Raw genomic sequence first — 25,355 nt, forward strand, 5'->3', positions numbered from 1 at the left:
GCGGGTTGGGGTGGGGGTGTCGGTATGGCGGAAGGCATACCGCTCAAGCGACAAACCGTGTACAGTCTTATGGTCGGAATCTTCGGGTGCGGCATGGCGCTCTTCGGGATCCCGGAGCTCCGGTCTGCGAATATCTGGTTCTTCATCGCCATGCTGGTCCTCGCATGCTTGGTGGAGGCGCTGCCAGTGCCGCTGCGGTTGGGCTCGGCCAGCTTGACGCCTGCGGTTTTGTTTTCGTATGTGACGCTGAACGGGCGCGAAGAGGCGATGCTGTGCGCCATTGCCGCGGCCTTTGTGCCGGCGCTTCGGCGCCACTGGGACTTGGAGACGCTGTTTTTCAATGCGGGGCAGTACGCGCTCTCCACGCTCGCCATGTGGTGGTTCCTTCATCGGCTTGTCTCCCTGCCGTTGACCCGCATTGACGCACTCGCCGTAGGCGCTCTGGTCCTGTCGGCAGCTGTGTTTTTGGTCATCAATCACGCGTTCGTTCAGGTCATCCAGTGGTTGCGGGGTGCCTTTCTTGGGTCGGCCGTTTGGGCCGCTCTCCTGACAGACCTCATCAACCTGGCGCTCTGCATTCCCTTTTCTCTCCTCGTGGTCATGCTTTATTCAACCAGCGCCTGGCTGGCACCCATCATGGTGCTGCCGCTTCTCATGCTGGCGTATATGCTTCGCTCTCATCGCCAGGCCATGGACTTGCAGGAGATTCACGAGTCACTCGCCAACCTGGCGACCGAGTTTGACATGAGGCAGATTGCGCTCGAAGCGGCCCACCTCGCCAGGAGAATGACGTTGGCTGATTGCGTCGCCATGTTTGTCATCGACGGTCGCGGTTGCCTTGTCCCCGCCGCTGTCTACCCGCGGGCGTACGAGGCCGAGTTCTCGATGGAAGGTTGGCCCGAGTCGGAGGGCGGAGTTATCTGGAAGACCATTCACCAGCGCGATCACGTCATTGTCCCGGACGTGCGCAAAGATTCGCGTGTGCGCTATTTCGGCGAGATATCCACGTTTTTGAGCATGGCCATTTTTCCAATGCACGCTCATCAAAAGGCGCACGGTGCCATCGTTTGCTACGCCAGGCGTCCGAAGGCCTTCAACCACATTCACGAGTACATGGACGCCTTGGCAAACCAGGTTTCAGTGCTGCTCGAGAACGCCAAGTTGTATCAGGAATTACAGGACCGCTCCTTCCGCGATGAAGCGACAGGGCTCTTGAATTACCGTTACTTCTACGAGGAGTTGTCTTGTCGCGTGCAGGCGTCTCTGCGCGAGAACCGGCCTGTTTCCGTGCTGATTGTCGATGTGGATTTCTTCAAGCGATTCAATGATACCTACGGTCACCTCGCGGGAGATGTCGTGCTGCGCGAGGTCGGTCGTATCTTGGAGCGCCACGCCGCGCCTGATGGCATTGCGGCGCGTTACGGCGGAGAAGAGTTCGCCATACTGCTGTGGGCGAGCGCTCATGAGGCTTACGAGCGTGCGGAGGCCATACGCCAGGACGTTTCCAAGCTCGCGGTGGATTTCGAAGGGTATCATCTTCAAGGCATCACAGTCAGCATCGGTATGGCAACCTATCCAGACCACAGCGAGTCGGATCGCGATCTGCTCGTCAAGGCGGACAGCGCAATGTATTGGGGCGCCAAACAGCGCGGACGAAATCGCACCGCCATGTACGCGCCTGAATTCGATACCCAACTGTTCGTCGACCCCTTGACCAGCCTGTACACGCACCACTTTGTGAACATCCGCGTGCGCGACGAGATGGCGCACGGTACCACATGCTGGGGCGTCATCTGCCTCGATCTCGTCCGCTTCAGTGAGATCAATGCCTCCTATGGATTTGAAGCTGGCGACGAGGTGCTGCGCCAAGCCGGAGTCGTCATCCGTCAAGTTCTGCGACATTCTGAACTCGCCTGCCGGTATGGCGGGGACGAGATGCTCATCGTCATCCCCAACGTGACGGAGCTTGAACTCGCGGGCATCTGCCGTCGCGTCACGCAGGTCATTGAGCAGCACACGTTTCACGTCGGAGAACATGCGCTGTCGGTTCGCGTGGCCTGCGGTCGGGAAGTCTACGACGACGTTCAGGACGGGGCGGATCTTTTCAACCGCATCGAAGAACTCTTTGCGAGACTTCACGACCCGCTGTACAAACGCGAGTTCGAATCCCCGTCGCACACCGTGTAGGTGGCATGGAGCAGCCTCTTCTCAGGGCATAATGCCAAAGTGAGGAGGGGCTTCTTTTCATGCCGCACATTCCCCTGTGGCAGTTTCCGCTGCGCGCCTTCGTCCTCTACCTGATGGTGATGGTGGCGTTGCGCATCATGGGCAAGCGCGAGATCGGCCAACTTTCGGTGTTCGATCTCGTCGTATCCATCATGATCGCAGAGCTCTCCACCCTGCCCATGGAGGACCGGCGTGTGCCGATCTGGGAGGCAGCGGTTTCCATTGGATCGCTCGTGTTCTTTCAGCTCGCCGTCGCCTTTCTTCAGATGAAAAGTCACCGCTTTCGCCATTGGATAGAGGGTGAGCCCTCTGTCCTCATCGCGCATGGGCAAATCTGCGATCGAGAGATGCGGCGCATTCGGTACACGGTTCACGATTTGCTGACCCAATTACGAGAGCAGGGCTATGCGGATGTGGCGGACGTGGAATTCGCCATCCTGGAGACGTCCGGCCAGTTGAGCGTCGTGCCGAAGCCTGAAGTCCGCCCTCTGACGGCGCGCGATCTCGGCATTCGCGCCGAAGACAGCGGTCCGGCGGTCACCGTCGTGGTGGACGGCAAGCCCGTCCGAAGCGCGCTCGAGCGACTTGGGCGAGACGAGTCGTGGCTCTGCGAACAACTTCGCCTTCGCGGCCACGACCTGGCCCGCGTCTTTTACGCGCGCGTCAACGGGCTCGGGGAATGGTGGATCGACGAAATGGACGCTTCCGCAGCATCAGACGGCAAAAGGAAGATGACGGACGATCGCGGCGAGCCACGGACCCACCTTGGGCACGCGGCCGACCGCGTAAGAGGTGAGCACGCGGAAGGAGCAGAGCAGCGCGAAATACAGGATCATGCCGCCCACGAGCGCGAGCACAAGCCTTGACCCGGACAGAGAACTGCCGGATCGAAACGTGATGAGGAGCATGTACGCGAGCATGGCTGCGGACGCGACGCCAATGCGCACCACGGAGGACGTACGCATTTGAAAGCCAATCTCCCTGACGACCGCCACCAGGTGCAGCAGGGCGGTCAGCGCAAAGGAAAATGCCGTGGCAATGCTCACGCCGAGGATGCCCAGTGACGGGCGTGTCGCCAGGACGAGGATGACCATCAGCCGCGCGACGCCGCCCACAATCGAGTTGATCATGGCCGTGCCTGCTCGATTCAGTCCCTGCAAAATGCCCGTCAGCGGAGATTGAAGGCAGAGCATGAATACAAAGGGCGCCATGATTGCCAACATGGGCCCCACGTGGGCGTCCCCGTAAATCGCGCGCGTAAGAGGCGCCGCGAAAAACGTGAAGACGACGGATGCGGGGAACGCGACCATCGCGGTGACCGTGATGCTCTGCGAAAGGCGATGGCGAATGCGCTCCACGTTTCCGGAAGTTTGAGCCTCCGCCACGGCTGGAACCAGATTTGTCGCAAGCGAGGACGTGACGACGGTGGGGAATACCAGCAGTGGGATGGCCATGCCTGAGTACGCTCCGTATAACGCTGTGGCCTCCTTGAGCGGCACTCCGGCCAGGCCCAACGCGCGCAGGACGAGGATGGGCTCTGCGGCTGACAAGAGCGACCATATGAGGCGGCTGGCCGTGACGGGCAGCGACAGCTGGGTGATGGCGCGCAGCGTGGCACGCAGAGGTTCCGACGTGCGCGCATAGGCAGGTTCCGGCACGACCTGATTCATGCGCGCGCGCCGCCGCTGTTGCCAAATCAAAAACAGGAGGCCGGAAAGCTCGCCCAGCACCATCCCAATCATCGCCGCCATAGCAGCGTACGCCAATGAGAATCGTACGAAATACGCGGCCAAGCCCCATATGCTGATGATTCGCACGGACTGCTCCAGAATGGACGCCCAGGCGGTCGGCGTCATGTCCTGGATGCCTTGGAAGTAACCGCGGTACAGGCTGGCCACTGCAATCACGCCCACCACAGGAATCATGGCGAGGTAGGTGGGGTACGCACGAGGGTCTGTAAGCCAGTATTGCGCGACGAGATGGCGACACGCGTACATGAGACCCATGCAGAGCCCGGCAGACGCCAGCACGCATGCCGACGAGATGCGCATCACGCGGCGAACGCGATGCGAGTCCCGCTTGGCGACCGCTTCTGCCACCAGCTTCGCGATGGCGAGCGGAAACCCCATCGTCACGAACGTGAGTGCAAGGCCCAAAATGGGAAAGACAATCTGAAACAAGCCCATGGCCTCGGCTCCAATGAGCCGAGTCAGCACGATACGGTATACGAATCCCATGAGGCGCGTCACGATGCCAGCCATCATGAGCACCAGGGCACCCTGCAGGAACGTTTGGCGGCTCAAGGCGACTGTCCCTCCCGTCCATGGCTCCAAGCAGCCTACGATATTGCCTATGCCGCGTTGGATAGCGGTAGTCCACTTTTACGTCCAGACAGGATTTTTCACGAGCGAGATGGAATTGTTATTGGGCACACATCGGAGGGATGGCCGGTGGACGATCCATTGATGCATCCAGACGTTCGGCCTTACGCAGATCAGGTAAAGTGGCTGTGTCAAGCGAAGGTCGAAGAGTTCCGCTTGATGGGATACGACTCCATTGAGTTGGAGGCGTTTTGGGCGTACATCCAGACAAAGCTGCCGCGACCCCTGTCACTTTATCGCCTCGTGGACGTCATTTTGTCGGCGAAGCCGAACGATTTCATGACGTACGTGACACTTGGCGCGCTGCGCGGCAACCTCGATGCGCGTGAAGACGTTTGACGCCGAAAAACGTCGATCGGTATACTGGTTCATGTTATGCACGCGGAAGTGGCGGACAAGGAGGACATACCATGAAATGGGGACGCCTATTGGCGTTTCTCGCGATGGTGGCGGTCGTGCTCGGCCTCACCGTCAGCACGGGTCCAAACATATGGAAATCCATACCTCTGGGTTTGGATCTCAAGGGCGGCGTGGATTTGCTGTACGCCGTTGACACGCCCAAGGGCCAGCCTCTCGACAGCACAGGGAAGGCGGCGCTTGTGCGCGCAATTGAAATGCGCGTCAACTCGCTCGGCGTATCTTCGCCTATCATTCAACTCGAGGGCCGCAATCAGCTCGGGCAGGACCAGATTCGCGTGGAAGTCGCGGGCGTGAAGAACCAGCAGGAAGCTGTGAACGTCATTGGGGCCACCGCACAGCTCGCCATCTATGGCAGCGCCAAGGTGGATCCGAAGTCTGGCAAGATTGTCCCAGTGGGCGCGCCGCTGGCGACCGGGGCAGATCTCAAGTCAAACGCGCACTGGGTTGTCGATCAACAGACAGGTCAGAACGCCGTCGCCATTGAGTTCAAAGACGCGAGCCTCTGGACAAGCATCACCAAGCGGTATTTGCAGAAACCCATTTACGTGTTCCTCAACGGGCAGTTGTTGACAAATCCGGTCATTGAGCAGGTTATGTATACCGGACAGAGCGAAATTTCGGGAGGCAACCTGACCACGCCTCAAGCGTGTATGGATCTCGCGAACGAGCTCAATGCAGGTGCCCTTCCCTATCCGCTCACGCTGGAGAGCGAGACCAGTGTTGGCCCGACGCTCGGAGCCACCAGTCTGCATCGGACGCTCGTCGCAGGCATCATCGCCGTGGTGCTCATTTTCGCGTTTATGATCGCGGCGTATCGCATGGCAGGTCTCATCGCCGATATCGCGTTGGTCGCGTACGGCTATCTCACGCTTCTGACATTCGCCGGACTTCACGTCGTGTTGACACTGTCGGGGCTCGCGGCCCTCATTCTCGGCGTCGGTATCGCTGTGGACGCGAATATCATTACGTATGAGCGCATTAAGGACGAAGTGCGAAATGGACGCAGCCTTCGATCCGCCGTTCGCATCGGCAACCGGAATGCGTTTCGCACCATCGTCGATTCGAATGCGACCACCTTCATCGCGGGCCTCATCATGTACATCTTTGGTGGCGAAGGCGACGTTCGCGGTTTCGCCGTGGCGCTGATGGTCGGCATCATTGTGAGCCTTTTGACGGCCGTCTTGTTTGCCCGGGCAATGTTGTTGACGTTCACAGCGGCGCAGGCGATCAAGAATCCTTGGTGGTACGGCGCGCCGAGAGGGGTGGTGAAGAGCCGTGAAGCCAAGGTTTGACATCATCCGAGCAAGTCGATGGTTCTTTTTGCTATCCGGTGCCATCACAGTGGCGGGCATCATCGTGTTCGCCCTGTTTGGCTTCAACCTGAGCACGGATTTCAAGTCGGGATCTGAGGTGCAGTTTGAGCTCAACCAGCGGGTGCCCGACGCGCGTGTGCGCCAGATGTTTGCATCCATCGGGTTGCCGCTCGGGGACACCAGCCTGACGGTGGGCGGCATTCAGCAGAATGTCGTGATGGTCACGTTGCCCGAGCAGCTCACGGCGAAGCAAATCAGCGAAATCCAATCTGCCGAGCATCGCTTCTTCCCCGACGCAAAGCAGGACATTCAGGTCAATTCGGTTGATCCGTTCGTCGCTGAACAGACGGCGCGCAAGGCCGTGTACGCTGTGCTCGCTGCGGCTGCGTGCATCGTCGTTTACATCGCCATTCGGTTTGAATTCCGCTTCGCCATCTCGGGGATCATCGCGCTGCTTCACGATGCGTTCATCGTGCTTGCCGCGTTTGCGCTGCTTCGCCGCGAGGTGGATCTGACCTTTGTGGCTGCGCTTCTGACGATCGTGGGTTACTCCATTAATGACACCATCGTCATCTTCGACCGTATCCGCGAGAACTTAAAACTTGACAAACCGGAGACGGTCGAGGAACTGCGCACGGTCGTCAACAAGAGCTTGTGGCAGGTGATGAACCGCTCCATACGCACGGTTCTCACCGTGCTCATCGCAGCCGTCATCCTCTATTTCTTTGGCGGTATCTCCATAAGGAACTTCACGTTCGCGCTCATCATCGGACTCGTGAGTGGAGCGTATTCGTCCATTTTCATCGCGAGTCCGATCTGGGTGGCGTGGCGTTCTCGTTCCATGAAGCGCGCGGATGGCGATCACGCCGCTCCGATTCCGGAATGAAGCCAGGGGAGCGCGGCACCTCGGCGCTCCCCTTTTTGTCCCGCATAGGATGAAAGGATTCGATGGTGATTGCAAGTGACGAATCCGCTTGAGCGGCGCGGTTCTATGATCAGCTACCTAAACGCCATTCTGAATGTACTCCTGGCGGTCGCGAAGGGCGTCGTCGGGGTCTTGGCGCACAGTGAGGCGTTGATTGCGGATGCCGTTCACTCCGCGTCCGATCTGGTGGGTTCGGTGGCCGTGATCGTGGGACTCCGCATTGCTCGCAAACCGCCCGATGAGGACCATCCCTATGGTCACGGTAAGGCGGAGCTCATCGCCTCCATCTGCGTGAGCGTCCTGCTCATCGCGGCATCCATCGAAGTGTTCTATTCGTCGACGGTCTCATTTCTTCACAGCCCGCGCGCACCCGAGTGGATCGCGGCCGTGATGGCATTCGTCGCGGTAGTGGTCAAAGAGGTGCTATATCGGTACAACGTCAAGCTCGGCAAGCGCCTGCGGTCGAAGAGCCTCTTGGCACAGGCATCGGATCACCGCGCGGACGTCTACTCTTCGCTCGCGGCACTTATCGGCATCGTGCTTGCCGTCGTGGGAGAGCGGCTTGGCATTCGTTGGCTCATGTACACGGACGCGGCGGCCGGTGTGTTTGTGGCGGCTCTCGTGCTCAAAATGGCCATTGAAATTGCCAAGGATGCACTGGAGATCTTGATGGACCGCGTTGTTCTCTCCGAGGAAGCACTTCAGCCCTACTGTCGCGAAGTGATGCGCGTCCAGGGTGTTCGCGCCATCGACGAAATTCGAGTGCGTGACCATGGCCAATACGTGATCGTCGATATTGAGATTGCTGTGGACGCCAACATCACGGTGCTCGCTGGCCATGACATCGCCGCCGCCGTGCGGGATCGACTCCGCGAGAAGTTCGATCGCGTCCAGGACGTGTTTGTTCACGTGAATCCGTATGATCCTCGTGAACAACATCACGGGCGTGAGAGGGGGCATCAGGGATGAGTGTGCCGCTTTGGCGAGCGGCTGCCGTCGGGGAGGTCGCGCGGAGATTGGCCGGTGTGCTCGGCATGCCGATGCGGGTGGCGCGCGTGCTGGCGGCGCGCGGATATGTGCATCCGGAAGAGGTGCGCAGCTTGCTTACCAGCGATGTTCCCTGGAGTGATCCGATGGATTTCACGGACATGGGAGTGGCGTGTGAGCGAATCCTGTGCGCCGTGAAAAAGCGTGAGAATATCGCCGTGATAGGAGATTACGATGTCGACGGCGTGAGTGCATCTGTGATTTTGACGAAGGCGCTTGAGGCCATCGGCGGTCAGGTGACGTGTCACATTCCGGAGCGCGTATCCGACGGCTATGGCTTCTCACGTAGACTGCTCGAGGATGCAAAGAGTGGCGGTGCTTCTCTCATTGTGACGGTCGACAATGGAATTCGAGCGGTTGAAGCCATTGGCGCGGCTCTTGCGGATGGCCTCGATGTTATCGTCACTGATCACCACGAGCCTGGTGAAGAACACATCCCGGACGGCGTGCCTGTCATTCACTTCACGCGCCACCGCCATCCCTCGGTGGCCAAGCGAGGTTGCGGTGCTTTTGTCGCGTGGAAAGTCGCTCATCGGTTGCTCGACGAGGCTGGCATTGCAGACGATGGCTTGCGCGGATGGCTCATGAGTCTCGCCGCGCTCGGCACCCTCGCGGACATGATGCCGCTTGTCGACGAGAACCGACGTCTCGTTCGCGAGGGCACGCGCGCACTGGCGACGGGCGGGAGCGCCGGATGGAAGGTGCTATGCCAGCGTGCCCGAGTGAACCGTGAGACACTCACCGCGTCCGACGTATCGTGGCGCCTGGTTCCGCGGCTGAATGCAGCAGGCCGTATGGCTCACGCGGACCTTGCGTACCGCCTGTTGATGGCTGAGGACGAAGAGGAGGCCAAGTGCCTCGCGGACGAGATTGAGGTGCTCAATGACAAGCGGCGGGAAGCGGTGGATGTTGCTTTCGCCGACGCCGTGGAGGCCGTTGCGCAAGAGTACGGTCCAAGTCCTGCCGCCATCGTGGTGTCTGGCGATTGGCCGCTCGGCGTTGTGGGGTTGGTGGCGGGCCGCCTTTCCCAGGCCTATGGGTGTCCGGTCATCGCGCTCGCGGACATGGGGGACGGGACATTGAGAGGATCTGGGCGCGCCCCTGAAGGTCAGTCGATGCTCGATATTCTAGGCGCATGCACCGATTTTCTCGATCATTTCGGCGGTCACGAGGCGGCGGTGGGCTGTGGGCTTGACGGGTCTCAGTTGGCGAATTTTCGAGCGGCATTTCTCCAGGCGGCGGCACTGGCGCGAAACGCCAGAATGGACAGGGAACCCGCAGGGGTGGTTGCGGACGACTATCTGATGTTGTCGGAGTCTGCGGACGAGCTGCTCATGTGGCTGGAAAGGCTTGCGCCATTTGGCCCTGAGCACGAACCTTTCCGGTTCTTCGTGGGCCCCGTCGAGATCGTCAAGTGCACGCGAATGGGGAACGGAGAACATCTGAAGCTCCTCTTGGCGGAGGGCGACGCCCGGCAAGAGGCGGTGTGGTTTCGGGCCCCTGAGATTCTGGCCCGGGATGCGTCCGGGCTCTGGGCGTTCGTAGTGGAGATCGTGCCGAACGCTTGGCGTGGATCGGTTCGGCCGCAACTTCGTATCGACCGCGGCTACCGATTGCCCCGCGCCGTGTCGAGAGAGGGGTTTGCGGCTGTTTTCAGAGCGCTCAGGAAGGGACCCTGTACCCTGGAGGCGCTGCGCAATCGGGCGCCGGACGTCTCGACGGAACTGGACGGGGACCTTGAGTCCATCCTGGACACCTTTGTTGAACTCGGATTTGCCGCGTTCGAGGGTGGCCTGTATCATGTGGTTGCAAGCGAAAAACGAGATTTGCGCGATTCCCTGGCGTACCAGGCACTTGTGCGCAGACATCTGCGGCCGGTCGGCGGAGGGCCGAGTGAACGATAGGAAGAGGAGAGAACGAGTTGGACGATCAATATCGCACGTGGATTCGCGACATTCCAGATTTTCCAAAGCAGGGCATTCTGTTTCGCGATATCACCCCCCTTCTGGGGAACGGTTCCGTGTATCGAGAGGCCATTCGCACACTCGCCGACAAGGTGGAGGAATGGAAGCCTGAGCTCGTTGTGGGACCGGAGGCGCGCGGGTATGTGGTGGGTGCGCCACTCGCCGTGACGCTGGGCCTGGGGTTTGTTCCGGTTCGAAAGCCGGGCAAACTGCCGTATAAGACCGTGAGCGTAGAATACGCCCTCGAATACGGGACGGATCGCTTGGAAATTCATGAGGACGCCGTTCGGCCAGGTCAGCGCGTGGTGTTGGCGGATGATCTGCTTGCGACCGGCGGGACCATGCGGGCGACGATGGATCTGGTGGAGAAGCTCGGGGGCGTGGTGGTCGGCGCCGCGTTTCTGATTGAATTGAAACAGTTGGGCGGCCGTGATAGGCTTGGCGATATACCTGTGTACACGCTCGTTCAGTTTGACGACTGAACAGCCGGGAGGAGGTGAGCGGCCGTGGCTGTGGAGACGGATGAAAAGACCATCGACGGCCTGTGCCAGAAGCTTCAGTCCTACATGAGCCATGAGGACATCGCGGCGGTTCGCCGCGCATACGATTTCGCCGCCAAGGCTCATCAGGGGCAAACCCGGCTCTCGGGGGAGCCGTACATCAGCCATCCGCTCGCCGTCGCCTACATTCTCGCCGATCTCCGGCTGGATGCGGCGGCCATCATAGCAGGGCTCCTGCACGACGTGGTGGAGGATACGTCGGTGAGCGACTCCACCATCGTGCAGGCGTTTGGCGCGGAAGTGGCGACGTTGGTCGACGGGGTCACGAAGTTGAAGCGGATCAAGTTTGATTCTCGCGAGGAGCAGCAGGCCGAGAATCTTCGCAAGATGTTCATGGCGATGGCGCGGGACATCCGCGTGCTGATCATCAAACTGGCCGATCGGCTGCACAACATGCGTACGTTGAAGTACCAGAGCCCGGAGACGCAGATTCGCAAGGCTCGCGAGACACTGGAGATTTTTGCCCCGCTCGCGCATCGACTTGGCATCAACACCATCAAGTGGGAACTCGAGGACCTCTCGCTCCGTTACCTGAATCCCCAGCAGTATTATCGCATCGTCAATCTCATGGCTCGCAAGCGGCAGGAGCGAGAACAGTATATCGAAGGCGTGATCGACGTCTTGCGTGAGAAGCTCGCCGAACTGAACCTGAAGGCGGACGTGAGCGGACGGGCCAAGCATATTTACAGCATCTATCGCAAGATGGTCACGCAACACAAGGAGTTTAACGAAATTTATGACCTCTTTGCGATTCGGATCATTGTGGAAAGCATCAAGGACTGCTATGGCGCGCTCGGCGTCGTTCACACGATGTGGAAACCGATGCCGGGGCGGTTCAAAGACTATATCGCGATGCCGAAGGCGAACATGTATCAGAGCCTTCATACCACGGTGATTGGACCGAATGGCGAGCCGCTGGAGATTCAGATTCGGACGTGGGAGATGCATCAGACGGCGGAATACGGCATCGCGGCGCACTGGGTGTACAAGGAGTCCGGTTCGAAGCGGGTCGAGGACGACTTTGCGAAGAAGCTCGCCTGGTTCCGGGAGGTCCTGGAGTGGCAGCAGGACTTCAGAGATGCGCAGGAGTTCATGGAGACGCTCAAGATCGACCTGTTCTCGGATCAGGTGTTCGTGTTCACGCCGAAGGGCGATGTCATTGAGCTCCCGGCCGGATCGGTCCCCATTGATTTCGCTTATCGCATTCACACGGATATCGGTAACCACTGCATCGGGGCCAAGGTCAATGGCAAGATGGTGCCGCTTGATTACCGGTTGCGGACCGGGGACATTGTGGAGATCATCACGAGCAAGCATTCGTACGGTCCGAGCTGGGACTGGCTGAAAATCGTCCAGACGTCTCAGGCGAAGAGCAAGATTCGCCAATGGTTCAAGCGGGAAAAGCGTGAGGAAAACGTCGCGCGAGGCAAGGAGCTCGTGGAGCGCGAGGTTGCGCGGCAGAAGTTTGAACCGAAGCAACTCATGACACCGCAGGCCATGTCCGAGGTGCTCCAGAAGTTCAACTTTGCGCGGGAGGAAGATCTGTTTGCCGCCGTCGGATACGGGGGACTGGGGCCATCACAGGTCGTGACGAGGCTGGTCGAGATCTTCCGGCGCAATCAGGGAGAAAAACCTCCGGAGACCGTCACTATCCAAAAGGGAACGGCGAAGCCTGCGGAGATGGGCGTGCGCGTCCGGGGCGTGGACAACATTCTGATCCGGTTCGCCCGCTGTTGCCACCCAGTTCCGGGCGACGAGATCGTCGGGTTCGTGACGCGCGGGCGGGGGGTGTCGGTACACCGGCGAGACTGCCCGAATGTGGAGGCGATGGTGGACAGCGGCGCGCGCACGCTCGAGGTCGAGTGGGCGACGGACAAGGACTGGTCGTACAATGCGGAGATTGAGGTCACGGCGATGGATCGACATGGCCTCGTGAACGAAGTGCTGAACGCGGTCGCGGAGACGAAGACCGATATCACCGCGGTGAGCGCGAGAGCCGATGCGAAGAAGATTGCGCATATCCACATGAGCATCCGCATTCGCAACTTGGATCACCTGCGAACGGTGGTGGAGCGGTTGAAACGGATCAAAGACATCTACAGCGTTCGCCGCATGATTCAGTAAGAAGGGGGATGTGCCATGCGGGTAGTGGTGCAGAGATCCGGCCCGGCGCGGGTCAGGGTCGATGGGGAGATTGTCGGCGAGATCGACTTCGGCCTCGTGTTGCTCGTCGGCGTGGGCAAGGACGACGGCCCTGAGGATGTGCGGTACTTGGCCGACAAGATCGCGGGGTTGAGGATTTTTCCGGACGAAGACGGGAAGCTGAACCGAGATGTGCGCGAAGTCGGGGGCGCGGTCTTGTCCGTGAGCCAGTTTACGCTGTACGGCGATGCGCGAAAGGGGCGGCGTCCGAGCTATGCGGACGCGGCGCCGCCGGAGATGGCGGAATCGCTTTACGATGCGCTCAACGACGCGCTGCGCGCCGAGGGGTTGCGGGTGGAAACGGGTCGATTTCGGGCCATGATGCAGGTCGAACTCGTCAACGATGGCCCGGTGACCATCCTGCTCGACAGCAAGCGCCAGTTCTGAGGCTCGTCGCGAATCGGCGAGGTGGGCGGAGCTTCCCGCTTGGCACGATGTGCCGCGCATCAGCCGGCCTGCTGTGCGCGACACTACGGCCGAAAGGGGGAAGCGCGATGTTCATCGACACCTTCGAACGCGATCCCGACGAGGGGGAAATTCACGCGTATCACACCTGCTTCGCCTGTGGGCATGTGATTCCATTCGCCGGGCACATGTTCGGCGGCATCGTCCTTTCACACGGCAATGAAATCGATGCCACCATCACCGTGACGGGAGCGAAAGGGCCCTACATTGAGATGTCCATTCAGCTCCAGTGTCCGCGGTGTCACGCGGTGAATTCCTTCACCGCGCTTCATCATCGCTAGACTCGTTTCCGCTGGAAGCGCGCAGCCCAGACAGGGCCCGAGCGCGGGCATGGAGATAAGCGTTCCACAGATTGGGCCAAGCGTCGCGGCACTCGCCCCATCCCAGCGAGACGGACACGTACGGGGACCCGAGGCGGGTGTTCCGCACCTCCATCACCCTCAGATGCATCCGCAGCTGCTCCAGAAATGTGTAGAACGATCCTTCCTCTCCGTCTGCGGAAATCAGCAGCATCTCCCCGGCTTCCATCCGGACGGCGAGCCAACCGGGAGATCCATACGCGTTCCACAGTTGTCCCACATGCTGCATGAGCCGCTCCGCTTCGCTCGGCGGCCACTCCCCGACGGGTTCGACTCGGACGACGAACGCCGTCACGTGCGTCCAGGCCTGGTACGGCCTCCGCTTGGCGCGCGATAGGAACCAGACCGGATCGTCCGCCGTGAACCACTCCGCCAAAAACGCGCGGTGGAACATGTGGGTGCGGGCGTCGTACAGCGCTTCGTAAGGAGATCGCTCGCGTTGGTAAGCCATCCATGCCACGTCCTCGACGCGTTCCGCGACCTCGCTTATGATTCGCCGGTCAGCGTCGGTGTACACTCGCTCCAGGGTCGACTGAACCGTGAGAATGCCGAAAGGTTTACCGTGATGCGCGAGGGGCACGCGCAGCACGGAGCGAATTCCGTCGGCCGCAAGCCGGTCGTCCTCGTCAAACTCGGGTCGAGCGAGAACATCCGGCGAGCACATCGCCAGACCCGCGCGAATGACCGTCGGTGCCGCGCTCGATCCGGCCGGGATCAGGCTCCCGACGGGCCTCGGTGGGATCTCGTCGCGCAGCGAAACTTCGCACACGTCGACGAAGGGCGCGCCATTCTCCCACCATTCGATGCTGAGTCGGTCGAGCGGCACGCGCGGGGCCAGCGTGTCTGCAAGGTGAGAGGCCATCTGCCGCCAATCCGGCAGGCGCTTGGTTTCGAGGTACAGGCGTTCCAGCCAAGTCGGCTCTGCTGCACGTTCGTCTGCCGGAGCCGCCTGCGGCGCACGAGGCTGAAGTTTCGCCACGAACGCAGACAGTTGGAAGGAAGTTGGCGGAACGGGCGCACCAAACAAGAAGCCCTGGATTTCATCGCACTTGTTTTCTCTCAGAAAATCAAATTGCTGGAACGTTTCGACCCCTTCAGCCACGACACTCAGATTCAGCGATTTTGCGAGCGAAATGATGGCGCCGATGATGGGCGTCTGGTTCACCGCGCTTTGAATTCCAGCCGTGAACGTCCGGTCAATTTTCAACGTGTGAACCGGAAATTGAATCAGGTAGTTGAGCGACGAATAACCGACGCCGAAATCGTCCAGGGCGATTCGCACGCCGATTTTTCGCAATTCCTGCAGGACGTGAACCGCGCGATCCACGTCGCACATCGCGGTTCGCTCGGTGATCTCAAGTTCAATGAGCTGGGGATCCATGCCCGTCTCCGCAAGGCACTGGCGGACAAGAGCTGGAAATTCATCCTGCATGAACTGCCTGCCGGAAATGTTCACGCTGATCCGAACGCGGTACCCCTGCTTCATCCACGCCGCGCCTTGCCTGCAGACGCTTCGGAGCACGTACTCGTCGATGGGCAGGATGAGATCACTCGACTCAGCGACAGGGATGAACGCCTGCGGCGGGATATGCCCCAGCTCGGGGTGAGTCCATCTGCACAGCGCCTCCGCGCCAACAACCTGCATCGACCTCGTGTGGATCTTCGGCTGATAGTGGATTTCGAGTTCGTGATTGTGCAGGGCCTGGCGAAGCATCGTCTCCACCAGCAGAGGAGGAAGGCCGGCCTGCTTAGCCACAACATCCTGAATTCGCCGCACCTGGTTGGATCCCAATCGCTTTGCGAGCCGCATGGCCTCGTCCGCCCTGCGCAAGAGTTCGTCTGCGCTCGCGCCCTGAGCGCCCTCGGCCACGCCCACGCTGGCCGTGACGATCACGTCCATCCCGCCGATGGCGTGAGGCTCGGCGATGGCGGTCCTCAACTGTTCCGCGACGCCATCGGCCTTTTCGACATCTTCGTCAAACATCGCAACCGCGTACTCGTCCGCGCTGAGACGGCTGGCAACGGCGGTTTCCGGAATTCTGCGGGCGATGCGCAACGCCGTGTTGCGGAGAATTGCGTCTCCATCGGCGAAGCTGAGGTTGGCGTTGACCAGCCGAAACCGATCCAGGTTCACCACAATCATGGCACTGCGCGAAGCGTCCTTGATTCGCTGAGCGACGACGAACAAGAATTGACCGCGTCCCAGCAAATTCGTCAGGGCGTCGCGCTGTCCGGAAAACGCATCGAGAGTCACAGAGCCACCGCCTCGTGTCGTCCGAAACCATGGAAGATAACTCCATAGCAAAGGAACAGAATGACAACGATGAGTGCACAACAATTCCATGGTGCGATTCGACGCGGTTCAGCAAAATTCCTCTTTGTCTGCCGCCGGGAGTCAGCCGATGTGAAACAACTGTGCCACCTGTTGCGCGATGACCAGACACGTGACGCCGATGAAGATGGGGCGTACGTAGCGGGCGCCTTTGCGAATGGCAAAGCGCGAGCCGGTCAACGCGCCAAGAACCATCGCCAGGCCCAGGACGAGCCCCGCCTCATATTGAACGGCACCCACCGCGATGAACGTGACCAGGGCGCCCGCGTTACTCGCGAGATTGAGCGTCCTGGCGTTGCCGCTCGCTGACAGAAAATCAAAGCCCAAAAGCAGAAACCCCATGACCAAAAACGATCCGGTTCCCGGCCCGAAAAAGCCGTCGTAAAAGCCCAAGCCGATGGCCAACAGCGTGGTCAGCACGAACGTCTTGCGCGTCAATGGCCGAATAGACTCCACGAGGCCAAGGTCCTTTTTCCACAGCGTGTAGGTTGCGACGATGACCAACATCACGAGCACAAACGGCCGCAAAAACGCAGAAGGCAACTGGTGAACAATAAACGCCCCTAGCGCGGACGCCAGCACGCCCAGAGGAAAGAGCGGTCCTACCAGCTTCAAGCGGACCTTGCCAGACATGAGGTAGGAAGTGAAGCTTGTGATGGCTGACATCGTACCAGCAAACTTGTTGGTACCGAGCGCCGCGGAGGGTGGGAGTCCTATAAACAGAAGCGCTGGCAAGGAAATGAGGCCGCCTCCGCCCACCGTCGAATCGATAAATGCCGCCACATAGCCCGCCACCGCAAGCACGACCATGTGTGCCCACGTCACATGTTCCACCGATGACCCCCCTCGCAAACGCCGCTTCGTAAACGCTCAACATTGTACTGCGGCGCGCGCCAGCCGACAATGTCTGGATTCGGTATGGATTCTTGCCATGATGACAACCTACGTCTAGATGCTCAGGTTGGGGGGATACGATGAAGGCTACGAGACGCACGTTGGCGTGGATGGCCCTGTTCGGGGCGCTCAGCCTCTCCGGTTGCGGGGATGGCCAAGGCGCGCAACTGTCGAAGTCCCAGTCCGCGCTGAAACCACCGGACCAGACCGCCGCCATGCTGGACAAACCTGCGAACGCACACGCGCCTCGCCCCATCTCACTCGCCGAACTTCAACGCAAGAACCTATGGTATCATGTCAGGCTTGTCGATGGAGAGACCGGCTATCGATACGGCTACGTTCGAGGTCAATTTCGCATGGAGCGCACCACAGATCGCGGCGTGACCTGGCGACCTCTCTCCCTTCCCTTCGCCTTCCGCCTCTCGCCGCAGTCGACCGGTGGCGGCAGCGAGAACCCTCAGGTGGCCATCGTCGATCTCGACACGGTCGCCATCTATGGCGTGGAAGGCAATCGGTTTGTTCGCATGACCACGTCCGATGGCGGCCGCCGCTGGCAGGTGACATCGACGGAATTGCCAAGTGACGGGTATCGCGTGACGAGCGTCAGTCAGCCGACTCGGAAGGACGCCTGGGTGGTACTCACTGGACCTGTGTCTGGGCCAAACGCGCCGCCGCTCATGTATCGGGTCTCGGAGGCGGGGGCACGCATTGCACAGGTGAAGGTCGATGATGCCGCGGCTGGCTCCGGCTTCGTTTCTGGTGCCGCCGTGCAGGTGGCCTTCGCGAACCTTCGCGACGGCTACGTCTACGCCGCAAACCCGGACGGCAAACTGGTGACCTACCAATCCCGCGATGGAGGAGCGCACTTCGAAAAGCGCGTCTTGTCGGCGCCTACTTCCATCGCGGGCGCGAAAGTCGCGCGCCTCTTTCCGCCGCGCGCGCTCGAGCAGGAAGTCACCTTCGCCTCCATCTGGCGGACGAAGAGCGCCGCAGGTGTGCGCGATCACGTCGTCGTCTTCCGCACGCGCGACGGCGGCGACTCATACGCAGGACAGGTTTGCGACGCGCTGCTCGGCGCGCGGGCCAACGCAGAGGGCGCGCCGTGTGCGTTCGTCACGCCCGATTACGGATACGCCATCAAGGATGGGCGACTCATGCGAACCAGCGACTCAGGCACCACGTGGCTCACGATTCATTCCACCACGCTTGAGCAGTGGCTCGAATCGTATCCTTACGTGCTCGACATCGACTATGTCTCCTACACACAAGGTTTTGTCCTCGCGGCCAACACCAGCCTGACTCAGACCGTGCTGCTCGCGACCCAGGGGTTGCGAGATCGATTCGCACCCGTGCCGTGATCGCAGGGACATCTCAGGCGCGGAGTGCGGCGAGGACCTGAAGGGCGGCCTGTTCCCCCTGCTCCACGCAGTCGGGCAGGCCGACGCCTCGGTAGCCGGCTCCCGCGATGGCTATCGAAGGACAGGATGTGCCGAGCGCCTCCTCCGCCCGCTCCACGCGGGCGAGGTGTCCCACGCCGTAGTTCGGCATGGCATGGGCAAAGCGCGTCACCCGAAACCACACGGGTTGCTCGCGCGCCCCGGTGAGGCCCGCGACCTCTGTCGCTGCACGCCGAGCCAGCTCGCCGTCCGGGAGCGCAAGAGATTCATCCTGGCCGCGCCTGCCGACGTACGCTCGGATCACAGCGAGGGATTCGGGGGCGACGTGTGGCCACTTGCTCGACATCCACGTGGTGGCGGTGATGGCCATGCCTTCGGGGCGCGGCACCAGGAAGCCCGATGCGCGCGAGAGATCCGGCCCAAAGGCGGTGCGCGCGTACACGAGCACAATGGTCGCCGTCGACTGGTAATGCGTCTCCACGTCGGGCAATTCGATGACCGGGCTCATGATCTCGCGGGCGATGTGCGGGGGGACGGCGAAGACAATGCCGTCCACGTCTTGTTCGAAGCGCTCACCCGAGGTCAGCTCGATATGGCATCGATATCCCGACCCAGCTCTTGTCACCCGTTTGACGCGCGCGTGGGTGTGGATTTCGATCCGGCCGCTCCGCTCGATCCGATCCACCATGCGCTCCATCACGGACGCCAGACCGCCGCGCACCGTGATGAATGCGCTCCGGGCCGCGCGCGGCTGAGTCGAGCGCTCGCGTGGAGTCAGCGCGCGGCTTGCCGACACCAGGCTGCCATGTGCGCGGGCGAGATCGAGGAGAGAAGGCCAGGTGGCCGCGAGCGACAGCTGATCGATGTCGCCGGCGTAGATGCCTGCCATGAGCGGCTCGCCGACGTAGTCCACCCATTCGTCGCCGAGCCTCGTGCGCAGAAAGGCGCCAAGGGCGGTGTCGCCTTCGGGAAGATGGAGCGGCAGCCGCTCTTCCGCGAGTGCGCGCTCCAATCCGTCCTCTGTCAAAAGCGGACGCGCGCAGGACGGATCGAACGGAATGCCCAGGTAACCTCTCGGCATGGGGCAGAGGCGGCCGCCCCGAACGATGTACGTCTCGGTCGCCTCCGGCCTCGTGGACACGACGTCGTCCGTCATGCCGAGCGACTCGATGAGCCGCATTGCCGCGGGCTTTCGCGCGAGCATGGAGTCCGGCCCTGCCTCCACCGTCACGCCAAGATGGGGCTCGCGAATGGTCTGCACGCGCCCGCCAAGCCTATCGCTCGCGTCGTACAGCAAAATCCCCACGTCTCCGCCGGAGGACAGCAGGCGCAGGCAAGCCGAAAGCCCCGTGATGCCGCCGCCAATCACTGCCACGCGTTTCATGCGCATCACCACCCTGCGTCGCGTTTTGCGCCTTCGATCACGTCCGCAACCGCGCGGACGAAGTCGGGATCGTCGTTCATCTGACGGGTGCGAACGAGCCGGATACCGAGTTCCTCGGCGCGATGCTTCGCCTCGATGTCGATGTCGTACAAGACCTCCAGGTGGTCGGCCACGAAGCCCTGAGCGCACACCACCACTTCGCGATATCCCTCCGCTCTGAGGGACTCGAGCGTCGCGAGCAGGTCTGGTCCAAGCCAAGGCTCCTGCGTGCGGCCGGCGCTCTGCCACCCGAACGTGTAGTGCACAAGGCCAAGGCGCTGGGCCACCGCTTCGCCGGATTCGCGCAACTGGTCGACGTACGGGTCGCCCATCTCCAGGATGCGCGCGGGGAGGGAGTGAGCGGTGAAGATAACCATGGCCTCCTCGGGACGATGGCACTGGCGGAGCGCCTCCTCAACCCGGGCGGCGAGCGCGTCGAGGAAGCGCGGTTCAAGGTGCCACTCGTTCACGCAGTGGAGCATCGGCCCACCGTCCAGCGCGGCCTCGCGCGCCTGCTTGTGGTAAGTCTCGACGCTCATCGCCGAGTAGTGAGGCGCGAGCACGACGGCGATGGCGCGGTCGATCCCGTCCCGGCGCATTCCCGCCACTGCTTCGGCGATGCGCGGTTCCGTGTGTTTCATCCCGAGGTACACGCGGAACGTGGCGTCGCCCCGGGCGTTCAGCGCTTGTTCCACAGCCCGCGCTTGGCGTTCGGTGATGTCGTGGAGCGGCGAAACCCCGCCGATGGCTTCGTACCGGCGGATGAGATCTGCCAGTTCCGCGGGAGACGGCTTGCGCCCGCGCCGGATGTCGGTGTAGTAAGGCTCCACCTCGTCCAGGTTCCGAGGCGTGCCGTAGGCCATCATGAGGACACCGAGGGTGGTCATGCGCGTTCCTCCTTGGATGGTGGATAGGGTGAATTGGCTGGGTCAAACGCGTGAACCCACTCGACGACGCGCTGGAGCTGGGCGAGATCGGTGGAGGGTTTGACGCCATGTCCCAAATTGAAAATGTAGCCAGGGCTTTGCGTCCCGAGCTCAAGCACGGTCTCAACTTCACGCCGGAGGACTTCGGGAGGAGCGAAGAGGCTGACGGGATCGAGGTTGCCCTGCAGCGCGACCGACGTCCCCACGCGCTGGCGGGCCCGGTCGAGCGGCGTGCGCCAATCGACGCCGACGACGGTGGCGCCTGTGTCGGCGAAGTCTGCGAGCAACTCGCCGGTGTGAACGCCGAAATAAATCACGGGCACGCGGAGGTCGGCGAGATCGGCCATCATGCGCTGGACGTGCGGTTTGACGCGTACGCGGAAGGCGTGGACGGACAGGCTGCCCACCCATGAGTCAAAGATCTGCACGGCGCTCGCCCCTGCTTGAATCTGCGCGCGAAGGTAGCGGGCCATGGCCTGCGACAGCTTGCTCATGAGCCTGTCCCACAGATCCGGGCGCGCGAGCATCAAGGTCTTGGTGTGCACATAGTCGCGGGAGGGCCCGCCTTCAATCATATAGCTGGCGAGCGTAAAGGGGCCGCCCGCGAAGCCGATGAGAGGAACCGGCAGCGCCTTGGCGAGATGTCGAATCGTCGCGAGCACGTAAGGCAGCGCTTCTTCCGGCTCAAACACGCGCAGGCTTGCGACGTCCTCTTCCGCGCGCAACGGGTGTTCCATCACAGGTCCGACATTCTCCTGCAGCGAAAACGACATGCCCATGGCGCCGACCGGCACCATGATATCGGAGAATAGAATGGCGGCATCAACGCCGAGTTTGTCCACCGGCATGCGCGTCACGCGCGCGCACAGTTCCGGTTCTCGGCAGATGTCGAGCAAGGTGTACGTTTCGCGGATCTGGCGGTACTCAGGATCATATCGGCCCGCCTGGCGCATGAACCAAACGGGCACGCGATCCGCCGGTTCGCGCCGGCAAGCGCGGAGAAAGCGGTTGTTCACGGCGAAGTCCCCATTCCTCATGCCTATGCTTCGAACATTTGTACCTCCCTTAATATACCCAACGCGCGTTCGCGGTTGCAAACCATTGCGGTCGGGGGTTCGGGCCGTCGAGCGCGGATTTGCAAAACTGTCATTGGCCATGCGGAAGGAGTATAATAAGGTTTGGAATTGCATCAGTCAGGAGGTGGGGCGAGTGAGCCTCGAGCTCGACTTTTACCAGATGATGATTCAGCCGATGCGGGATGAACTCACGAGCATCGGATTCCAAGAGCTGCGCAGCCCGGAAGAAGTGGACGCCGTGATGGCCGAGAAGACGGGTACCACGTTCGTCGTGGTCAACTCGGTGTGCGGATGCGCGGGGGGCATCGCCCGTCCGGCGGTGGCCATGGCTCTTCGGAACGACCGCAGGCCGGATCGTCTCGTGACGGTTTTCGCCGGTCAGGATAAGGAGGCGACGGCGCGCGCCCGCGAATATTTCGTCGGCCAACCACCTTCGTCGCCCTCGTTCTTCCTGTTCAAAGACGGGGCACTTGTCGGCGTGCTTCACCGCAGCGACATTGAGGGATCAACGCCCGAGCGCGTATCGGAGAAGCTGGTCGCTCTGTTCAACGAACACTGCGAGCCGAAGACAAACTGAATGATCGTGGCGCGCGTACGGACTGCGCGCAAAGGGCGGCGGGACTTCGGTTCCGCCGCCCTTTGCGCGGATGGAAAGAACGGCATGCGCAGGACTGCGCCCTGTGAATTTCCCCTGTGGCGCTGCACCGCGGTGGTTGATTGACTCGTCGCGGGGGCGTCGTGTGCCGCCTCTGCGCGACTGTGGTATGCTAAGGGCAACTGAACGATCGGAGGTTGGGCGGCGCGATGGGGTTTGTCAAAGAGAAGTGTGCCGATGCTTGGATCTCGCAGGTCCGAAACATTTTTTGCGTGGGGCGGAACTTTCGCGATCACGCCTCCGAATTGGGCAATCAGGTTCCTGATTCTCCGATGATCTTCGGCAAGTTCACGCACGCGCTCGTTCCGGCGCGTGGCGAGGTGCTGTATCCAAATGGCCGCTCCGACGTCCATCACGAGCTCGAGATCGTGCTGTTCTTCAAGGAGACACCGAGCCGCGAGAGGCCGCTGGACGCCGTGGGGGCCGTGGCGCTGGGGATTGACCTCACGGACCGAGAGCTCCAGTCGGCGCTCAAGCAAAAGGGCTATCCGTGGGAAGCTGCCAAGAGCTTTCGCAATTCCGCCATCGTGACGGATTTGTATCGGTTCGGCGACTTCTCGGACGTGGAACATGCGCGCTTTGCCCTGGAGAAGAACGGGCAGGTGGTTCAGGACGGCGTGCCGTCCGACATGGTGTTTTCATTCTCGGACCTCATCCGTCACTGCCTCGAGGTGTACGGGCTCGGCGCGGGCGACATTCTGTTCACCGGAACACCGAGCGGCGTCGGTCCCGTCCGCCCGGGGGATGAGCTGGTGCTCTCCATGAACGGCGAGGCGTGGGGAGCGTTTCGATTCTCCGCCCACGAGGGGGGATCGCCGTGAGCGGAAGTGCGCTCGACACCTACCTCGAGGCCATCTACGTGCTCCATTCGGAGGGCGAGCAGGTTTTGTCTTCGCGCGTGGCGGATTATCTCGGTGTATCCAGGCCGACGGTTTCACAGACCCTGCAGCGCCTGGTCGGACAGGGGTACGTGGAGGTGAGCGACTCGCGTGAGTTGCTGCTCACGGAAGAGGGCAAAAGGCGCGCCGAGGCCATCATTCGCAAGCACCGGTTGCTCGAGCGGTGGCTCACGGACGTTTTGGGGCTGGACTGGGCCGACGCGCACGTGGAAGCCGCGCGACTGGAGGGCAGTATCTCGCCGCTCGTGGAAGCCAAGCTGAATGAGATGCTGAATCATCCCGCCACGTGCCCGCACGGAAACGTCATTCCAGGAAACGGCCATGCGGTCCCCAAGGGCGTGGGACTGGACGAGGCGCCGTCCAACACACAGCTTGAGGTGATTCGCATCGTCGAAGTGGCTGAAGAAGACCTGGATCTGCTGCGGTTCTTCCATCGGACCGGTCTCGTCCCGGGCGAGACGGTGCAAGTGAGTGAGCCGGAACCGTATGCCGCCGGCGTGACCGTGACGGTGCGCGGCCAGACGCTGTCGCTCGATCCGGCCGTCGCTCATCGCGTGCAGGTGAGGCCGAAGTCCGAGCGTCAATCCGCCTGAGGCCCACAAAGCACCGGGCTCGCAGAAGGCATAGAACGAGCTGAAAACGTCCACCTTAAAACGCGACGACACGCGAGAGAGGTGGTCGTTTTGTTTTCTGTTCGACGTAATCGCGTGTGGTGGCGCGCGCTTGTGGCCGTGATCGCCTGCGGGTGGGCCCTGATGGCCGCCTTCGCCCCGCCACAGGTTCAGGCGGAGACGGCACGTCCGCCAGCCGTGAACGTGAAGGCTGCCGTGGTGTACGACGCCACCGATCGCAAAATCCTGTACGACAAGCGCGGGGACGAACCGATGTACCCGGCCAGCACGACCAAACTGATGACGGCCATCCTCCTCGTGCAACATCTTCGGCCGGAAGATCCGGTGTACATCAGCGAGACAGCCAGCCGTCAGCCGCGCGTGCGATTGGGCTTGCGCCCGGGGACGGAGCTCACGGCGGAGCAGGCGTTGCTCGCACTCATCATGAAGAGCGCGAATGATGTCGCCTATGGCATTGCCGAGACCATTGGTGGATCGCAGGCAGGTTTCGCGCGCATGATGAATGTCGAGGCGCGCCTCATCGGCTGCACGCACACGCAGTTCGTGACGCCCAATGGCCTGCACGCGGAAGCGCACACGACGTCCGCGAAGGACATCGCCCTCATCACGGCCAAGGCCGTCACGTATCCGCGCATTGTTCGCGCGATGCAGACGCCGCAGGCGACCATCGCGGGGAAGACGATTCGCAACGGCAATCGCCTCTTGTACAGTCCGCCCGCTTCCATAGGCCAGTTTATCGGCGGCAAGACGGGATTTACGTCGCGCGCGATGTACTGCCTGGCGACCGCCGTGAGGCGCCCGTCCGACGGACACATCCTCGTGAGCGTGGTCTTTGGTGCGCCACGCAAGAGCCTCATGTACCGCGAGACGGTTCGCCTGCTCACCTGGGCCAACCGCATGTCCCCTTCTGAACACTCGGCAAGTTGACAAGCGGCCGCCTCATAACCTTTAGTACGTCGGGTTATGGGGGGTACGGCATGCGCAGAAGTGTCGCGCTCGCGTACGTACTGTGGTTCTTTCTCGGGTATCTCGGCGTGCATCGCGTGTATCTCGGCCACGTCGGCACAGGTCTCCTCATGGCAGCCTGTACGGTCGTCGGCGGACTCGTGGCGTCCACTGTCATTGGCCATATCCTTCTCTTTGCGGTCGGCATCTGGTGGCTGTTCGATCTCGTCCTGACGGCTCGCATGGCGGGTTACCGCGGTTGAACCCCAGCCGCGGCTCGCTTTATAATATCGGACATGCAATCCGGAACGGTC

22 protein-coding genes and 1 pseudogene are annotated in these 25,355 nt (G+C 61.4%); 17 read left to right on the top strand and 6 right to left on the bottom strand.

What is annotated here, in order from left to right; all coding sequences use genetic code 11:
* Window positions 1–24 precede the first annotated feature (24 nt).
* Window positions 25–2,187: a sensor domain-containing diguanylate cyclase gene (locus tag AMA01_RS00955; RefSeq protein WP_067845911.1), complete on the top strand. Its 2,163-nt coding sequence runs from the start codon at window positions 25–27 to the stop codon at window positions 2,185–2,187.
* A gap of 305 nt (window positions 2,188–2,492) precedes the next feature.
* Window positions 2,493–2,879, top strand: a pseudogene (locus tag AMA01_RS14175) (DUF421 domain-containing protein); the annotation flags it as partial.
* 60 nt (window positions 2,880–2,939) lie between these two features.
* Here the strand turns inward: AMA01_RS14175 and spoVB are convergent.
* Entirely contained in the window at window positions 2,940–4,529 is a 1,590-nt protein-coding gene (gene spoVB, locus AMA01_RS00960; RefSeq protein WP_067845913.1) for a stage V sporulation protein B, read from the bottom strand.
* Between the two features lie 147 nt (window positions 4,530–4,676).
* On the opposite strand from spoVB, the gene AMA01_RS00965 reads away from it, so the two are divergent.
* From AMA01_RS00965 to AMA01_RS01005, 9 genes are all read left to right on the top strand, one after another.
* On the top strand, window positions 4,677–4,946 hold the full coding sequence (locus AMA01_RS00965) for a post-transcriptional regulator (RefSeq protein WP_067845915.1): 270 nt from the start codon (window positions 4,677–4,679) through the stop codon (window positions 4,944–4,946).
* Between the two features lie 71 nt (window positions 4,947–5,017).
* Window positions 5,018–6,319: a protein translocase subunit SecD gene (secD, locus tag AMA01_RS00970; protein WP_067845918.1), complete on the top strand. Its 1,302-nt coding sequence runs from the start codon at window positions 5,018–5,020 to the stop codon at window positions 6,317–6,319.
* Entirely contained in the window at window positions 6,303–7,226 is a 924-nt protein-coding gene (secF, locus tag AMA01_RS00975) for a protein translocase subunit SecF (RefSeq protein ID WP_067845923.1), read from the top strand. Before secD ends, secF begins: the two co-directional genes overlap by 17 nt.
* A gap of 75 nt (window positions 7,227–7,301) precedes the next feature.
* Window positions 7,302–8,234: a cation diffusion facilitator family transporter gene (locus AMA01_RS00980; protein ID WP_082743846.1), complete on the top strand. Its 933-nt coding sequence runs from the start codon at window positions 7,302–7,304 to the stop codon at window positions 8,232–8,234.
* Window positions 8,231–10,216: a single-stranded-DNA-specific exonuclease RecJ gene (gene recJ / locus AMA01_RS00985; protein WP_067845926.1), complete on the top strand. Its 1,986-nt coding sequence runs from the start codon at window positions 8,231–8,233 to the stop codon at window positions 10,214–10,216. Before AMA01_RS00980 ends, recJ begins: the two co-directional genes overlap by 4 nt.
* A gap of 17 nt (window positions 10,217–10,233) precedes the next feature.
* Window positions 10,234–10,758 carry an adenine phosphoribosyltransferase gene (locus AMA01_RS00990; RefSeq protein ID WP_067845929.1) on the top strand — a complete coding sequence of 175 codons (525 nt, stop codon included), beginning with the start codon at window positions 10,234–10,236 and terminating at the stop codon, window positions 10,756–10,758.
* A 24-nt stretch (window positions 10,759–10,782) separates the two neighbouring features.
* Entirely contained in the window at window positions 10,783–12,960 is a 2,178-nt protein-coding gene (locus AMA01_RS00995) for a RelA/SpoT family protein (protein ID WP_067845931.1), read from the top strand.
* Between the two features lie 15 nt (window positions 12,961–12,975).
* Window positions 12,976–13,425 (top strand): D-aminoacyl-tRNA deacylase, encoded by a 450-nt coding sequence (gene dtd, locus AMA01_RS01000; protein WP_067845934.1) that lies wholly within the window; start codon window positions 12,976–12,978, stop codon window positions 13,423–13,425.
* 107 nt (window positions 13,426–13,532) lie between these two features.
* Window positions 13,533–13,784, top strand: coding sequence for a hypothetical protein (locus AMA01_RS01005; protein ID WP_012811370.1), 252 nt, complete (start codon window positions 13,533–13,535; stop codon window positions 13,782–13,784).
* On the opposite strand, the gene AMA01_RS01010 is transcribed toward AMA01_RS01005, so the two are convergent.
* Window positions 13,762–16,116 carry an EAL domain-containing protein gene (locus AMA01_RS01010; protein ID WP_067845937.1) on the bottom strand — a complete coding sequence of 785 codons (2,355 nt, stop codon included), beginning with the start codon at window positions 16,114–16,116 and terminating at the stop codon, window positions 13,762–13,764. The genes AMA01_RS01005 and AMA01_RS01010 overlap by 23 nt on opposite strands.
* A gap of 141 nt (window positions 16,117–16,257) precedes the next feature.
* On the bottom strand, window positions 16,258–17,028 hold the full coding sequence (locus AMA01_RS01015) for a sulfite exporter TauE/SafE family protein (RefSeq protein ID WP_067845940.1): 771 nt from the start codon (window positions 17,026–17,028) through the stop codon (window positions 16,258–16,260).
* A 140-nt stretch (window positions 17,029–17,168) separates the two neighbouring features.
* On the opposite strand from AMA01_RS01015, the gene AMA01_RS01020 reads away from it, so the two are divergent.
* A complete protein-coding gene (locus AMA01_RS01020; RefSeq protein ID WP_067845943.1) occupies window positions 17,169–18,446 on the top strand; it encodes a hypothetical protein in 1,278 nt (425 codons plus the stop codon).
* Between the two features lie 13 nt (window positions 18,447–18,459).
* On the opposite strand, the gene hemG is transcribed toward AMA01_RS01020, so the two are convergent.
* The 3 genes from hemG to hemE are packed head-to-tail and all read right to left on the bottom strand — an operon-like array spanning window position 18,460 to window position 21,871.
* Window positions 18,460–19,869, bottom strand: a complete 1,410-nt coding sequence (gene hemG / locus AMA01_RS01025) for a protoporphyrinogen oxidase (RefSeq protein ID WP_067845946.1) — start codon at window positions 19,867–19,869, stop codon at window positions 18,460–18,462.
* A 5-nt stretch (window positions 19,870–19,874) separates the two neighbouring features.
* Complete coding sequence (gene hemH, locus AMA01_RS01030; RefSeq protein ID WP_067845949.1) at window positions 19,875–20,795, bottom strand: ferrochelatase; 921 nt, start codon at window positions 20,793–20,795, stop codon at window positions 19,875–19,877.
* Entirely contained in the window at window positions 20,792–21,871 is a 1,080-nt protein-coding gene (gene hemE / locus AMA01_RS01035) for a uroporphyrinogen decarboxylase (protein ID WP_067845952.1), read from the bottom strand. Before hemE ends, hemH begins: the two co-directional genes overlap by 4 nt.
* 199 nt (window positions 21,872–22,070) lie before the next feature.
* On the opposite strand from hemE, the gene AMA01_RS01040 reads away from it, so the two are divergent.
* The 5 genes from AMA01_RS01040 to AMA01_RS01060 all read left to right on the top strand — a co-directional run bounded on the left by AMA01_RS01040 (window position 22,071) and on the right by AMA01_RS01060 (window position 25,304).
* Complete coding sequence (locus tag AMA01_RS01040) at window positions 22,071–22,487, top strand: BrxA/BrxB family bacilliredoxin (protein ID WP_067846126.1); 417 nt, start codon at window positions 22,071–22,073, stop codon at window positions 22,485–22,487.
* A 227-nt stretch (window positions 22,488–22,714) separates the two neighbouring features.
* A complete protein-coding gene (locus tag AMA01_RS01045; protein ID WP_067845955.1) occupies window positions 22,715–23,386 on the top strand; it encodes a fumarylacetoacetate hydrolase family protein in 672 nt (223 codons plus the stop codon).
* Complete coding sequence (locus tag AMA01_RS01050) at window positions 23,383–24,057, top strand: metal-dependent transcriptional regulator (protein WP_067845958.1); 675 nt, start codon at window positions 23,383–23,385, stop codon at window positions 24,055–24,057. Before AMA01_RS01045 ends, AMA01_RS01050 begins: the two co-directional genes overlap by 4 nt.
* A gap of 81 nt (window positions 24,058–24,138) precedes the next feature.
* Window positions 24,139–25,023 carry a D-alanyl-D-alanine carboxypeptidase family protein gene (locus AMA01_RS01055; protein WP_231862762.1) on the top strand — a complete coding sequence of 295 codons (885 nt, stop codon included), beginning with the start codon at window positions 24,139–24,141 and terminating at the stop codon, window positions 25,021–25,023.
* A 50-nt stretch (window positions 25,024–25,073) separates the two neighbouring features.
* Window positions 25,074–25,304, top strand: coding sequence for a TM2 domain-containing protein (locus tag AMA01_RS01060; RefSeq protein ID WP_067845964.1), 231 nt, complete (start codon window positions 25,074–25,076; stop codon window positions 25,302–25,304).
* Window positions 25,305–25,355: the final 51 nt, after the last annotated feature.

Origin of the sequence: Alicyclobacillus mali NBRC 102425 (assembly GCF_001570745.1) — a bacterium.
GTDB lineage: Bacteria > Bacillota > Bacilli > Alicyclobacillales > Alicyclobacillaceae > Alicyclobacillus > Alicyclobacillus mali.